This window comes from Streptomyces sp. NPDC007162, assembly GCF_040634175.1.
Lineage (GTDB): Bacteria > Actinomycetota > Actinomycetes > Streptomycetales > Streptomycetaceae > Streptomyces.
In genome coordinates this window covers 1-12,450 of sequence record NZ_JBEYFC010000255.1, presented here as the reverse complement: position 1 = coordinate 12,450, position 12,450 = coordinate 1, and the positions used below count along the sequence as shown (strand labels likewise).

Sequence of the window (12,450 nt, the reverse complement as noted above, 5' to 3'; positions counted from 1 at the left end):
GCACCGCCCCACCCTCACAAAACGCGCCCCCACCAGCCCCCACGGGCACGCAAAAAGCCGGGCACCAGTGCGGAGCTTGAGTCCGTCATGGCCGCGACGCTAACCTAAACCTGAAACAAAGTCACGTTCAGATTCAGGAGCCGTCCGTGCCCGAGCCGACCACCGACGAGACCGGGGTCGTGCTGCGCCGTACTCCCCAACAGGCCCGCAGCAAGGCGCGGTTGGCGCGCGTGCTGGAGGCGGCGGAGCGGGTGCTGGTCGCCGAGGGCGTCCAGGCGCTCACCACGACCCGGGTCGCCGCGGAGGCCGGAGTGTCGGTCGGCTCGCTGTACCAGTACCTGCCGGACCGGGACGCCGTCGTCGACGCGCTGGCGGCCGGATACTTCGCTCGGCTGGAGGCCGTGATGGACGACTTCGTCCGCGCGGCGGCCGTCGAGCAGTGGCCCGACCCGGTCGGCGTGCTCATCGACACGTACGCCGCTCTCTACCGCAGCGAACACGGCTTCCGGGCTCTGTGGTTCGGCAGCGGGCTGACCGACCGGACCAGGGAGGCGGACCGCGAGCACAAGCGCCGGATGGCCGAAGGGGTCCGCCGGGTGCTCCTCGCCCTCGGCGTAGCCGACGACACGGAGACGCTCGGCCGGGCCGCCCACGCCGCCGTCCTCACCGCCGACGCCCTCGCCCAGGAGGCCTTCCGCCGCGACGCCGAGGGCGACACGGCCCTCCTCGACGAGGCCAAGGTGATGCTGCGCGGCTACCTCACGGCCATCGCCCGGCGCCGGGAGCACGGACAGGCCTGAGGGTCCCCGGGAGGCACCGGAGCAAACCGTCGCCGCGACGTGGAGGCGTCGCCGCGGCGCGCAGGCAGCCCTGCGAGAGGCGGCCGCGTCCGAAGCCCCTTCTGCCGCGCGACGGGACAGGCGGGGCACCGCCGACGCCTTGGCCTCGCGTGGTGAAGGTGGTCACCGCCGGCACCGTGGCGTCGCGACGGGCGACCCCACGGCGGATGCGCCCCGGCGCCGAGGTCACCGTGCGCGCCGCGGGTGGAGTGCGCGCCGCGTGCGGGATGCGCGTGGTGTGTGGCCGTAGCGCTGCGCGTGGGGTGCCCGTCGTGTGCGGGGCCGTGCTGTCTGTACTCCGGTGAGTTGGGGGGTTTGGCGGGGCGGGGGCCGGATACCTTCGGCACCGCCAGGACTGTCCCCGGCACGGGCAACGGCCCGCGCACGCAGGGAACCGACGCAGTCGCCGTGGTGGCCGGACACCACGGCCCGCAGCCGTTCGAGGAGGCACGTCGCCGATGGCCCGCCCGACCCGCCCCGTACCCGTTCGTCGCACGTCCGCGAACGCGCTGTTCCCCCTCGTCACCCTGGCGGCGGCCCACATCGGCCCCGCCGCCACCTGGCTCCCCGGTCTGCGGCACCGGTTCTTCCCCGGCCTCGCCGGACAGGGGCGCCCCGACCACATCGCCCTCACCTTCGACGACGGTCCCGATCCCGGATCCACCCCGTACTTCCTCGACGCCCTGGACGACCTGGGCGTCCGGGCGACCTTCTTCCTGCTCGGCGAGAGCGCGGTGCGGTATCCGGCGCTCGTCCGCGAGATGGCCGGGCGCGGCCACGAACTCGCGGTCCACGGCTGGACGCACGACCGGCCCTGGCTGCCCGCGCCCGTCCGCGACCGGTCGGAGGTCGTGCGGTCCGTGGCGGCGCTGACCGACCTCGCAGGCCGACGTCCGCGCTGGTACCGGCCCCCCTTCGGGATCCTGACGTCCGGGCGGTGGGCGGCCGCGCACCGGGCGGGACTGCGGACGGTGCTGTGGACCGCGTGGGGCGAGGACTGGACGGCCGACGCCACGCCCGTCTCGGTACGGGCGAGGATCGGAGCCGACCTGCGGGCCGGGGGGACGGTCCTCCTGCACGACTCCGACCGGGTGGCGGCGGCGGGCTGCTGGCGCTCCGCCCTGGGAGCCCTGCCGGAGATCGTGAACGGCTGCCGCGCGGCCGGGATGACGGTCGGGCCGCTCGCCGAGCACCTTCCGGTGGGGCACCGCGGCCGTCTTAGCGCCGGGACGCCGGCCGCCGGTCAGGACGAAGGTCCCTGACCTGGCCGGGGACCTGGCCGGGGAGACCGTCGGGGACCTGGCCGGGGAGACGGTCGGGGACCTGGCCGGGCGAGCACGCGCGCGAGCAGGTCGTCCCGGAACGCCGCATGTCCCGCCGCGATGCGCCGGGCCCGCTCCGGCCCCGGTCCGGTCAGGCGGTCGAGCGAGTCGACCAGGCCGGTCGCGTCGGCCGCGAGGTCGCACAGTCCGAGGGCGGCCATCCGCCGGACCCCCTGCTCACCGTGGCCGGGCAGCGGCCGGTAGGCGACGACGGGCACGCCGGCGGCCAGCGCCTGGACGGCGGTCTGTCCCGCCGCGTTGTCCACCATCGCGGCGCAGCCGCGCAGCAGTCGTGGCATGTCCGTCACCCAGCCGGGCGCGGCCACACCCGGGATCCTGGCCAGCGCCCGCCGCAGCCGCTCGTTGTGTCCGCTGAGCACGACCGGACGGAAACCCCGCTCGACCAGCAGCCCGGCCGTGGCCGGCAGGTCCGAGCCCACCCCCCAGGCACCGGCCGACACCAGCACCGCGGGACGCCCGGTCCCGGGGCGTCCCGCGCGTTCGCGCGAGGTGTCCGCCCCGGTTGCCGTCCCGCCGCCGAAGAAGCGCGGGTCCACCACCGGACCGACCGTCTCCGCCGGTCCGCCGAGCCATCGGCGCACCTGACGGGCGGCATCGTCGGAGACACACAGATGGAGGTCGTTGCCGGGGTGGAGCCACTGCCGGTGCACGGCGAAGTCGACGATCACCACGGTGCTGGGCACGCGCAGCACGCCGGTGGCCCGCAGTTCCCCGGTGAGCTGTGCGGCCAGGTGGAAGACCGGCACCACCAGATCGCAACGGGACCGGTGCACGGACGTCATGAAGGCGTCGGCGGCGAGCCGGGCCAGGGGAACGGCGTTCGGGCGACGGCCGCGCCCGGGGCGGAAGAGCAGGTGGTAGAGGGCGCCGTACGCCCATGGCGCGCGCCGGACACAGGTGCCGTAGAACCCGCGCAGGCCCGCGCCGAGGCCGCGGGGCAGCAGTTCGAGCACATCGACGACCTGTGCCTCCCGGCCGACCGCCCTGGCCCGGCGGGCCAGTTCGGCGGCGACGCTGTCGTGCCCGGCGCCCATGCCGGCGCTGACCAGCAGCAGCCGTTCGGCTTCCGGCGCGGGTCCCGTCTCGGTGCGAGCGGATGCGTGGGCGGCCATGGGTCCTCGGGCGTCAGCGGCGACGTCGCCACGGTGTGGCCGACACCGCGATGAGTGACCCGCGGCGGGCGGCGCCAAACGCACTCGGGTGGTCCCCGCCGACCAGATCGACCATGGTGGACATGGTCGTGGTTCCTGCCGCGCGGGAGACGGCTCCGTCGGCTCCGCCGTACGGCCGTTTCGAAGTCCGGCGCGGCGGATACCCCTCAAAGCGACCAGCCCGCCCGGACGCAGGAGCGGTTCCAGTCCCCACCTGTCCACCAGTGCTGCGAGGCCGTCCATGTCCCACGCCGCCTTCCGAGCCGACACCGCCGCGACGGCCGCGCCCGGGCAGAGCCCGGGGCCGATGGAGCGGGCGCACACCGTGCGCAGGCCCGCGGCCTTCCGGGGTTCCGCCCTGGTCACGGGTGCGTCCTCCGGTATCGGCGCGGCGGTCGCCCGCCGTCTGGCGGCGGAGGGCGGCTGGCACATGGTCCTCAACGGCCGCGACGCGACCCGGCTGGAACGGGTGGCCGCGCAGGCGTCTGCCGTGGCCTTCGCCGCGGACCTCACCGGCCCGCACTCCGACCGGGACTTGTGCGACTTCGTCCTTGACCGGGTCGGCAGGCCCGATCTGCTGGTGGCCTGTGCCGGCGTGGGCTGGGCCGGGGACTTCACGGCCATGCCGCGTTCGGCGATCGACGAGCTCGTCTCGGTGGATCTGCTGGCCACCCTGCACGTAGTACGGCGGCTGGCCCCGCACATGGCCGAGGCGGGCTCCGGACGCATCGTGCTGATCGGCTCCGTGGCGGGCAGTGTCGGAGTACGCGGGGAGGCCGTCTACTCCGCCGTCAAAGCCGCCCTGGGCGTCTTCGCCGACGCCCTGCGGTACGAACTGCGCTCCACCGGCGTGGGTGTCAGCCATGTCATCCCCGGCGTGGTGGACACCCCGTTCTTCACCCGCCGCGGAGTGCCCTACCTGCGCTCCTCACCCCGGCCGGTGGCACCCGAACGGGTGGCCGACGCCGTCTGGAGGAGTGTGCGACGCGGCCGGGACGAGGTGTTCGTGCCGGCCTGGCTCTGCCTGCCCGCCCGCGTGCGGGGCCTGTCCCCCGGGCTGTACCGGTCTCTCGCCGCCAGATACGGATGAGGGGCCGGTGGGTGCGCTCACGGTCCTCCTCGCCCTGCTCGCGGCGTTGTGCAACGCCTCGGCGTCGGTGTTGCAGCGGCGGGCCGCGGCGGAGGACGAGTCCGACAGCCGGCTCGACGCCCGGCAGGCCGTGCGCTGGCTGGGACGCCTGCTGCGACGGCCGTACTGGCTCGCGGGTGCCGGTCTGCTGGCCCTGGCCAGTGTGTTCCAGGGTTCGGCGCTCGCCGCGGGCAGCCTGTCCGTCGTCCAGCCGCTGCTGACCAGCGAGCTGCTGTTCACCCTGGTGGTGGGCAGTGCGGTGTTCCGCCGCCGCCCGGACCGGCGGACGTGGTTCGCGTTCGTCTCCCTCGGGGCCGGGCTGGCTCTCTTCCTCGTCGCGGCCTCGCCCACGGCCGGCCGGACCGCGGCGAGCGGCGGCGCCTGGCTCGTGGCCGGCGGGGTGGTGCTCGCCGTGGTGACGGCCCTGGTGCTGGCGGGCCGGCTGGCCCGCGGCGGGCCGCGGGCCGCGCTGTACGGTCTCGCCTCGGCCATGTCGTTCGCGGTGACCGCCGCGCTGATCAAGGAGGTCGTGGGGAGGTTCGGACAGGGCCCGGCCGCGGTTTTCGGGCACTGGTCGCTGTGGGCGCTGGCCGTCGCGGGGCTGATCGGTTTCACGCTGCTGCAGGCGGCGTTCCGCGCCGGATCGCTGACGGCGTCCCAGCCCGCCCTCACCCTCGGCGACGCCCTCACCAGTGTCGCCCTGGGGTGGGCGCTGTTCGGGGAACGCATCGGGCTGGGGGTACGTCTGGTGCCCGAGATCACCGGCGTCCTGCTCATCGGCGCCGGCAGCCTCGGCCTGGCGGGCGCACCGTCGGTCAGCGGCACGTGGGACACGGTCCCCGACGACTCGGCCGAGCCCGCCGGCGGACAGCGCAGGGACGGGCGTCAGGAGCGGCAGGACGACCGCCGCGAGTGACGGGCGGGGCCGGGCCGGCCGACCGGGGGACGTGGGGGACGTCCCCGACTGGGGACGTGGGCGACGTCCGTCAGGTACGACACGGGCTGCCGGAGCCGCCGTACGGTTCACCGCGGGACACCTCCCTCATGGCAGCCCGGACGCCCCCTCACCCCGGCCGCTCCTCGTCCCCGGTGTCCTGCCCCGGCATGGCCGGATGGCGGGCCAGCACGAAGACCCCCGTGACGACGGCGGCCAGACCCGCCACCTGCCAGGCGAGGGAGGCGCTGTCCGTGTGCAGGCGGTCGCCGAGGAACGCGATGCCGCAGGCGATGCCGACGAGCGGTTCGGCGGCCGTGAGGGCCGGCAGGGACATGCGCAGCGGTCCGGCTTCGAAGGCACTCTGCACCAGCATCAGACCGGTCACGGCCAGGGCCACCACCGCGTACGGCTCCCAGCGCAGGAGCAGGGCGACCACCCCGCGGGTGCCGGCGATGCCGGTGGACACCCGGGTCAGGGCGTCCTGAAGGCCGTAGAGCATGCCGGCCGCGGTGGCCAGCAGCGGCGGTTCCTCGAACAGCGGCAGGTGCCGTGCGAAGCCGATCAGGGCGAGGGCCACGCCGATCACCAGGCCGATGACCAGCCACTGCCGGAAGACCCCCGCGGCGGCCGGCCCCGGGGCGGGGCGGCCGGCCAGGGTGAACGCGGCCACTCCCCCGCCGAGCAGCAGGACCCCGGCCCAGCCGGTGGCACCGAGCCGCTGGCCGCTCAGCCAGCGTGCCAGGACGAACGCGAAGAGCAGGTTGGTGACGAGCAGGGGCTCCACCTGGGACAGGTTGCCCTGGGCGAGCGCGACGGTGCTCAGCAGCTGTCCGGCCACCATGCATCCGATGCCGCCCAGCCAGAGGCCGCTGTGCGCGAGGTCCCACAGGAGCCGGAAGCGCAGGACGTCGGCGGCGGGCGCCCGTTCGGCGGCGTGCTGCTGGAGCACGAAGCCGACACCGAGCAGACATGCGGCGGAGATGCCCAGGACATAGATCATGAGCGTTACCCGTCAAGTCCCCGTCCGCGTGCCGGACTGGTGCTCGTTCCGTGGAGGACGATGGCTCGCCCGCGCCGGGCTCGTCCACGACGACCCGCCGGATCGACCATACGTGACCACCGACCGGCGCGCCCGCCCGCGACACGGGTAAGCGGCCGCACCGGCGGCGCCACTCACCCGGACGGTTCCCCGCCCCGCGGCTCGGCGTCCGGAGGCGGGTCGGGATGTGCGTGGGGCGGCGGGTCGGGATGTGCGTGGGGCGGGGTGTCGAAGTGCACCTGGATCTTCTGGAAACCCTTGAAGACCTCGGTGGCCGCGTACGACCGGTAGGCGCGGCGGTCCGCCGGGCTCAGGTGCACCCGGTCCGTGAAAGGGGTCAGCAGACTCCGCGGCCACAGCCGCATGACGCGTACGGCGCCGGCCTCGGCCGCCAGCAGGAAGATCAGCGCACCCGTGTAGAGCCAGGCGAGCAGCCCGAGGACGATGCCGAACATGCCGTAGGTGGCGGTCGCGCCGCGCAGCACGTGGCTGACGTAGTACGTGCCCACCCACTGCAGTCCCTGCCAGGCGAAGGCGGCACCGAGCGCGACGCCGAGCAGCTGGCGCGGTGGCAGCGTCCGGTGGGTCAGCAGCCGGTAACTCAGGATCAGCAGCAGGGTGTTGAGGAACACGGAGCCGACCGCGGCGGCGATCCAGGCGCCGCCGCGCAGCCGCGCCCCGAACAGGAACGTCTGCGAGCCCGCCACCGAGAGCAGGGTGAACGCGCACAGCCCGAGCGCCAGGACGAGCAGGAACAGCAGGCCCTTGAGCCGTGAGCGGAAGGGGTCCGGGCGGGCGTGCCGCGGCACCGCCCAGATCTTGTTGAGGGCGTACTGCGCGGCCTGTGCGACGCCCAGCGAGCCGTAGACGGTACCCGCGATACCCACGGCGAGTGCGGCCCCGCTGCCGTGGAAGGAGTGGATGTTCTTCTCCAACTGGTCGCCGATGACGGGGAACTCGCGCAGCGCCGAGTCCAGGACCCGCTGCCGCAGGGCCGGGTCGCCGCTGAGGAAGGTGCTCAGGACGGCGACGAGGATCAGGAGCAGGGGGAAGAGGGAGAGGAAGCCGTAGTAGGCGAGCAGGGCCGCGAGGTAGGCGGCCTGGTCGTCGTAGAACTTGTACAGGACGGCGAGCGGCAGTCCCACCCAGCGGTGACGTCTCTGGAAGCCGTCAGCACGCTCGAGAAGTCTCATGGTCCGTCATGCCCACAGGTGACATCAGTCCTTCTGGGAGTCCCGCCGTTCGCCCGTCGTGCACAACCTCGGGTACCCGCGCCGACAGGCCCCACGCGGCCCGGAACCGGCAGCCTTGCCGCGGTGTCCCGTCCTCACCTAGCCTGAATTTGTGCCGCTGATAAACAAAGCCCGATCGCACACCGTCGTGCCGGGTAGCCCCCTCGCCCTCACCCGTCTGCGGATCGCCCTCACCGCCTTCTTCGCCATGGACGGTTTCGTCTTCGCGGGCTGGGTGGTCCGGATCCCCGACATCAAGCACCAGACCCATGCCTCGGTCGGCGCGCTGGGGCTCGCGCTGCTCGGCGTCTCGGCCGGTGCGGTGATCACCATGACGCTCACGGGCCGGCTGTGCCGCCGGTACGGAAGCCGGCCGGTGACGATCGCCTGCGCCGTCCTCCTCTGCCTCAGTGTCGCGCTGCCCCCGCTGACCCACTCGGTAGCGGCCCTCGGCGCGGCCCTGCTCGTCTTCGGCGCCGCTTACGGCGGACTGAACGTCGCCTTCAACAGCGCCGCGGTCGACCTCGTCGCCGCCCTGCGCCGCCCGATCATGCCCACCTTCCACGCGGCGTTCAGCCTCGGCGGCATGATCGGCGCCGGGCTCGGCGGCCTGGTCGCCGGTTCCCTGAGCCCGACGCGCCATCTCCTCGCCCTCACCCTGATCGGCCTGCTGGTCACGGCGGTCGCCGGCCGCACGCTGCTCCGTCACCACATCCCCGTCCTCCACGCCGAGGACCGGGCCGGCGCCGCCCCGCGCCGCCTGGACGGCCGGACGCGCCGGATGGTCCTCGTCTTCGGCCTGATCGCCCTGTGCACGGCGTACGGGGAGGGCGCGATGGCCGACTGGGGCGCCCTGCACCTGCGGCAGGACCTGGGCGCGTCCGCGGGGGTCGCCGCGGCCGGTTACACGTGTTTCGCGCTGGCCATGACGGTCGGCCGGGCGAGCGGAACAAGGCTGCTCGAGCGGCTCGGGCGGTCCAGGACCGTGGTGGTCGGCGGCAGTACGGCGGCGGCCGGCATGCTCCTCGGCTCCCTCGCGCCTTGGGTGTGGGCCGTCCTGCTCGGCTTCGCGGTCACGGGCCTGGGCCTGGCCAACCTGTTCCCGGTGGCGGTGGAGCGGGCCGGCGCCCTGGCCGGCCCGTCGGGCGTGGCGACGGCGTCCACCCTGGGCTACGGCGGCATGCTCCTCGGGCCGCCGGCGATCGGTTTCGTGGCGGACTGGACCTCCCTGCCGACGGCCCTGACGAGCGTGGCGGTGCTGGCGGCGGTGGCGACGCTGATCGGCGCGGCATCCAGGTGAGCGCAGTACACCGCCCAGTCCGACAACCCCGGTCACCGGGACGGTCCTGGGCGGTCAACGCCCTCGGGTACACGGTGGTATTCCTGTTGCGTCAGCGCCCGCGTCATCATGCAGACTCACGGCATGGAGACTGCCGATTTCCTTGAGACCCTGGACCGGGAAGGCCGTTCGCTGGCCGCGGCCGCCGAGGCGGCGGGGCTCGACGCCAAGGTGCCGACCTGCCCGGACTGGCAGGTGCGCGACCTGCTGGGGCACACGGGTACGGTCCACCGGTGGGCCGCCGGTCTCGTCGCGGACGCGCACCCCGGGCCCCGCCCCATACCGGATCCTCCCGACCTCGACGGCGCGGAGCTGATCGCCTGGTACCGGGACGGCCACCGCAGGCTCGTCCAAACCCTGGCCGCCGCACCGGCCGACCTGGCCTGCTGGACCTTCCACCCGGCTCCCGTCCCCTCACCGCTGGCCTTCTGGACCCGCAGGCAGGCCCACGAGACCACCGTCCACCGGTACGACGCCGAGTCCGCGCGCGGCGGACCGATGTCGTCCGTCGCCACCGGCTTCGCGGTCGACGGCATCGACGAACTGCTGCGCGGCTTCCACGCCCGCCCGCGCAGCCGCGTCCGCACCGAGACCCCGCGGGTGCTGCGGGTGCGCGCCGTGGACGCGGACGCGGTGTGGACCGTACGGCTGACGGCCGAGCCCCCGGTGGCGGAGCCCGGTGAGTCCGGTCCGGCGGAGGCCGAACTGGCAGGTCCGGCGGACGAGTTGTACCTGGCACTGTGGAACCGGGTACCGGTGCCCCAGGTGACCGGCGACCCGGAACTGGCTCGGCTGTGGCGAACGAACTCCGGTATCTGACGGCCGGGTTCAGCCGGCCAGCAGCCGGCTCAGCACCGCGCGCTGCATGGGCAGCACCTCACCGTGCAGCGCGCGCCCCTTCCCCGTGAGCGCCACCCGCACCCCCCGCCGGTCCTCCGCACACATGGCCCGCTCGACCAGGCCGTCCTTCTCCAGCCGGGCGACCAGCCGCGACAGCGCGCTCTGGCTGAGATGCACCCGCTCGGCGATCTCCTGGACCCGGTAGCTGCAGCCGCCGTCGGGCGCCGAACCGTCGGACAGCAGGTCGAGGACCTCGAAGTCGCTGGCGCACAGTCCGTGGCCGTGCAGGGCGCGGTCGAGTTCGCACTGGATACGGGCGTGCAGGGCCAGGATGTCCCGCCATTGCTCCACGAGCGCCTGCTCGTGCCTCTTCGCCGACATCTCGGCACCGTAGCAGAGAAGCGGAATTATTGCATCGTAATTAAATGCGCTTGCACTCAATGCATATGCATGTAGTCTCCGCTGTCATGACCTCTCCGCTCACAGCCCCTGCCGTCGCGCCCTCGGCGGTGCGCTGGACCCCCCGGCTCTGGGGCACGCTGCTGGTGCTCTGCGCCGCGATGTTCCTGGACGCCCTGGACGTGTCCATGGTCGGCGTCGCCCTGCCGTCGATCGGCTCCGACCTGCACCTGTCGACCTCGACCCTGCAATGGATCGTCAGCGGCTACATCCTGGGATACGGCGGCCTGCTGCTGCTCGGCGGCCGCACGGCGGATCTGCTCGGCCGACGCCAGGTGTTCCTCGTCGCCCTGGGCGTCTTCGCGCTCGCCTCGCTGCTCGGCGGCCTGGTCGACTCGGGCCCGCTGCTGATCGCCAGCCGCTTCGTGAAGGGCCTCAGCGCGGCCTTCACCGCCCCGGCCGGCCTCTCGATCATCACGACCACGTTCCCGGAGGGCCCGTTGCGCAACCGCGCCCTCTCCATCTACACCACCTGCGCGGCCACCGGTTTCTCCATGGGCCTGGTGCTCTCCGGTCTGCTCACCGAGGTCAGCTGGCGCTTCACCATGCTGCTGCCCGCGCCCATCGCCCTGATCGCGCTCCTCGCCGCTCTCAGGCTGCTGCCGCGCAGCTCCCGCGAACGCGACCACAACGGCTACGACATCCCGGGCGCGATCCTCGGCACCGCCTCGATGCTGCTGCTGGTGTTCACCGTGGTGGAGGCCCCGCAGGCGGGCTGGGCGTCGGCCCGCACCCTGCTGTCGTTCCTCGCGGTCGCCGTCCTGCTCACCGTGTTCGTCCGGGTCGAACGCCGCTCCCCCGGCCCGCTCGTCCGCCTCGGCGTGCTGCGCGCCGGCAACCAGGTCCGCGCCCAGCTCGGCGCGGTCGCCTTCTTCGGCTCGTACGTCGGCTTCCAGTTCCTGACCACGCTTTACATGCAGTCCCTGCTCGGCTGGTCCGCGCTGCACACGGCGCTGGCCTTCCTGCCGGCGGGCGCACTGGTGGCGGTCTCCTCGACCAAGGTCGGCGCGATCGTGGACCGCTTCGGCACCCCGCGGCTGATCGCGGCGGGCTTCGCGTTCATGGTCCTCGGCTACGCCCTGTTCCTGCGTGTCGACCTGCACCCGGGCTACGCGGCGGTGGTCCTGCCGTCGATGCTGCTGATCGGCGCGGCCTGCGCCCTGGTCTTCCCCTCGCTCAACATCCAGGCCACCAACGGCGTCGACGACCACGAGCAGGGCATGGTCTCCGGACTCCTCAACACCTCCGTCCAGGTGGGCGGTGCGATCTTCCTGGCCGTCGTGACCGCCGTGGTCACCGCCGACGCCCCCGCCCACGCCACCCCGCAGGCGGTGCTCGACAGCTACCGGCCCGGGTTCGTGGTGGTCGCCGGCGTGGCCCTCGCCGGGCTGCTGATCGCGCTCACGGGGCTGCGCACCGGGCGTCCGCAGCGGACCGTCGTGATCGCCAAGTCCACCTCCACGGAGGCGGCACGCGTGCCCGCCGCCCGCGACTGACCGGGGGCGCCCTCAAATCGACGCCCGGCGGGGCCTGTTGCTCCGCCGGGCACGCGGCTGTGACACTGGCGGGATGACCAGTCACGGGGCACGACGCGGCCAGGCCGAACGGGACGCGATCACCGTCGAGATCGGATACGCCCTGTTCAGCGGAGTGTTGGCGGCAGCGCTCGCCTTCGGGGCGGTGGCCGGACCCGCCCTGCTGTTCGATCTGCCCGCCGGTGTCGAGCAGGCGCTGCGGCCCGCGGGCACGGTGGCGGCCGCACTGCTCTTCGTCGCCCGGGTGGTGGGCGTGCTCGCACATTTCCGGCGGGCCGGTCAGCCCAGCGAGCCCGGCCAGCCCGGCCGCACCAGGCCCGACGCATAGGCCGGCACGCCCAGTCGGGCCCGGTCGGCCCGCTCCCGCGCCCACTGCTCGCGCCGCAGCCGGACCGGTTCGGCGACGGAGACGATGATCAGCGCCCACGTGGCGACGATCGCCTCCTGGCCGAGGTCCACACCGGTGTCACCCGGTGGGGGCAGCAGCCGGTACAGCCGGAGCGAGATCAGCAGACGGCCGGCCCACGGCATCCCGGGCGCCGTCCAGGCGGCCCGGCGCCCGGCCACCAGCGCGGACCGTGACGCCACCGCCGCGCCGGGGCGCGCC

At 74.0% G+C, this 12,450-nt stretch carries 12 protein-coding genes and 1 pseudogene; 8 read left to right on the top strand and 5 right to left on the bottom strand.

The features are described from left to right. Positions 1 to 146: 146 nt before the first annotated feature. Together ABZ646_RS26770 and ABZ646_RS26765 are read left to right on the top strand one after the other, a co-directional pair. On the top strand, positions 147 to 800 hold the full coding sequence (locus ABZ646_RS26770) for a TetR/AcrR family transcriptional regulator (protein ID WP_360523867.1): 654 nt from the start codon (positions 147 to 149) through the stop codon (positions 798 to 800). Between the two features lie 497 nt (positions 801 to 1,297). Next, positions 1,298 to 2,101 carry a polysaccharide deacetylase family protein gene (locus ABZ646_RS26765; RefSeq protein ID WP_360523864.1) on the top strand — a complete coding sequence of 268 codons (804 nt, stop codon included), beginning with the start codon at positions 1,298 to 1,300 and terminating at the stop codon, positions 2,099 to 2,101. Here ABZ646_RS26765 and ABZ646_RS26760 read toward each other — a convergent pair. Then, the gene (locus tag ABZ646_RS26760) at positions 2,083 to 3,294 is read right to left on the bottom strand and encodes a galactosyldiacylglycerol synthase (protein WP_360523861.1); all 1,212 of its coding nucleotides are present in this window, start codon (positions 3,292 to 3,294) and stop codon (positions 2,083 to 2,085) included. The genes ABZ646_RS26765 and ABZ646_RS26760 overlap by 19 nt on opposite strands. A 346-nt stretch (positions 3,295 to 3,640) precedes the next feature. On the opposite strand from ABZ646_RS26760, the gene ABZ646_RS26755 reads away from it, so the two are divergent. Continuing rightward, a complete protein-coding gene (locus ABZ646_RS26755; RefSeq protein ID WP_360523870.1) occupies positions 3,641 to 4,423 on the top strand; it encodes an SDR family NAD(P)-dependent oxidoreductase in 783 nt (260 codons plus the stop codon). Positions 4,424 to 4,430: 7 nt separating this feature from the next. Then, on the top strand, positions 4,431 to 5,378 hold the full coding sequence (locus tag ABZ646_RS26750; protein ID WP_360523858.1) for a DMT family transporter: 948 nt from the start codon (positions 4,431 to 4,433) through the stop codon (positions 5,376 to 5,378). A 148-nt stretch (positions 5,379 to 5,526) separates the two neighbouring features. Here the strand turns inward: ABZ646_RS26750 and ABZ646_RS26745 are convergent, their stop codons facing one another. Further along, positions 5,527 to 6,399: a DMT family transporter gene (locus tag ABZ646_RS26745; RefSeq protein ID WP_360523855.1), complete on the bottom strand. Its 873-nt coding sequence runs from the start codon at positions 6,397 to 6,399 to the stop codon at positions 5,527 to 5,529. Positions 6,400 to 6,572: 173 nt separating this feature from the next. Beyond that, entirely contained in the window at positions 6,573 to 7,631 is a 1,059-nt protein-coding gene (locus ABZ646_RS26740) for a YihY/virulence factor BrkB family protein (RefSeq protein ID WP_360523852.1), read from the bottom strand. A 187-nt stretch (positions 7,632 to 7,818) separates the two neighbouring features. Here ABZ646_RS26740 and ABZ646_RS26735 point away from each other — a divergent pair, with 187 nt between their 5' ends. Both ABZ646_RS26735 and ABZ646_RS26730 read left to right on the top strand, forming a co-directional pair. After that, a complete protein-coding gene (locus ABZ646_RS26735; RefSeq protein WP_360523849.1) occupies positions 7,819 to 8,970 on the top strand; it encodes an MFS transporter in 1,152 nt (383 codons plus the stop codon). A 123-nt stretch (positions 8,971 to 9,093) separates the two neighbouring features. After that, positions 9,094 to 9,828, top strand: coding sequence for a maleylpyruvate isomerase family mycothiol-dependent enzyme (locus ABZ646_RS26730; RefSeq protein WP_360523846.1), 735 nt, complete (start codon positions 9,094 to 9,096; stop codon positions 9,826 to 9,828). Positions 9,829 to 9,837: 9 nt separating this feature from the next. Here ABZ646_RS26730 and ABZ646_RS26725 read toward each other — a convergent pair whose 3' ends face one another. Then, on the bottom strand, positions 9,838 to 10,230 hold the full coding sequence (locus tag ABZ646_RS26725) for a MarR family transcriptional regulator (protein WP_360523843.1): 393 nt from the start codon (positions 10,228 to 10,230) through the stop codon (positions 9,838 to 9,840). 86 nt (positions 10,231 to 10,316) lie between these two features. Between ABZ646_RS26725 and ABZ646_RS26720 the strand changes: the two genes are divergently transcribed. Then, on the top strand, positions 10,317 to 11,804 hold the full coding sequence (locus ABZ646_RS26720; protein ID WP_360523840.1) for an MFS transporter: 1,488 nt from the start codon (positions 10,317 to 10,319) through the stop codon (positions 11,802 to 11,804). A gap of 73 nt (positions 11,805 to 11,877) precedes the next feature. Beyond that, on the top strand, positions 11,878 to 12,171 hold the full coding sequence (locus tag ABZ646_RS26715) for a DUF6332 family protein (protein ID WP_360523837.1): 294 nt from the start codon (positions 11,878 to 11,880) through the stop codon (positions 12,169 to 12,171). Here ABZ646_RS26715 and ABZ646_RS26710 read toward each other — a convergent pair. Then, a pseudogene (locus ABZ646_RS26710) lies at positions 12,123 to 12,450 on the bottom strand (hypothetical protein); the annotation flags it as partial. The gene ABZ646_RS26715 and the pseudogene ABZ646_RS26710 overlap by 49 nt on opposite strands.

Excerpts from the sequence above, each read along its gene's own strand:
- ABZ646_RS26765 (WP_360523864.1), top strand. The coding sequence starts at position 1,298 with ATGGCCCGCCCGACCCGCCCCGTACCCGTTCGTCGCACGTCCGCGAAC.
- ABZ646_RS26760 (WP_360523861.1), bottom strand. The coding sequence starts at position 3,294 with ATGGCCGCCCACGCATCCGCTCGCACCGAGACGGGACCCGCGCCGGAA.
- ABZ646_RS26755 (WP_360523870.1), top strand. The coding sequence starts at position 3,641 with ATGGAGCGGGCGCACACCGTGCGCAGGCCCGCGGCCTTCCGGGGTTCC.
- ABZ646_RS26745 (WP_360523855.1), bottom strand. The coding sequence starts at position 6,399 with ATGATCTATGTCCTGGGCATCTCCGCCGCATGTCTGCTCGGTGTCGGC.
- ABZ646_RS26740 (WP_360523852.1), bottom strand. The coding sequence starts at position 7,631 with ATGAGACTTCTCGAGCGTGCTGACGGCTTCCAGAGACGTCACCGCTGG.
- ABZ646_RS26730 (WP_360523846.1), top strand. The coding sequence starts at position 9,094 with ATGGAGACTGCCGATTTCCTTGAGACCCTGGACCGGGAAGGCCGTTCG.
- ABZ646_RS26725 (WP_360523843.1), bottom strand. The coding sequence starts at position 10,230 with ATGTCGGCGAAGAGGCACGAGCAGGCGCTCGTGGAGCAATGGCGGGAC.
- ABZ646_RS26720 (WP_360523840.1), top strand. The coding sequence starts at position 10,317 with ATGACCTCTCCGCTCACAGCCCCTGCCGTCGCGCCCTCGGCGGTGCGC.
- ABZ646_RS26715 (WP_360523837.1), top strand. The coding sequence starts at position 11,878 with ATGACCAGTCACGGGGCACGACGCGGCCAGGCCGAACGGGACGCGATC.